Raw genomic sequence first — 305 nt, 5'->3', positions numbered from 1 at the left:
ATATAAGTCTTTCTATGTATGTAAGGTGCTCTTTGCCTTCTTCTAGGATAGTTGCGATAAGTGGACCGCCCATTCCAGCAATCATTACAGTATCTACGACTTCTCCTTCTAGGACAGCAAGACCATTTCCTAATTTAGTTTTGATTTGTTCTTCATATCCATACTTTTTCACTTGATTCTCTGCAGCTTGAAGAGGTCCTCTATTCACTTCTCCAGCTATCGCGAAATCTGCTTTCCCCTGCCCAATTAAATAAACTGGTAAATAAGCATGATCAGATCCAATATCAGCTACTCTTGCTCCTTTA

At 39.3% G+C, this 305-nt stretch carries 1 protein-coding gene; it reads right to left on the bottom strand.

What is annotated here, in order from left to right; genetic code table 11:
- Positions 1–305 (bottom strand): class I SAM-dependent methyltransferase (locus tag AOA60_RS01020; RefSeq protein ID WP_143522304.1); only part of this gene is annotated, 305 nt, incomplete at both ends.

Origin of the sequence: Pseudomonas sp. 2822-17, assembly GCF_002742485.1 — a bacterium.
Classification (GTDB): Bacteria; Pseudomonadota; Gammaproteobacteria; order Pseudomonadales; family Pseudomonadaceae; genus Aquipseudomonas; species Aquipseudomonas cyclaminis.
Note: the sequence above shows the minus strand (reverse complement) of the source record. Positions and strands in the feature narration are given on the sequence as shown.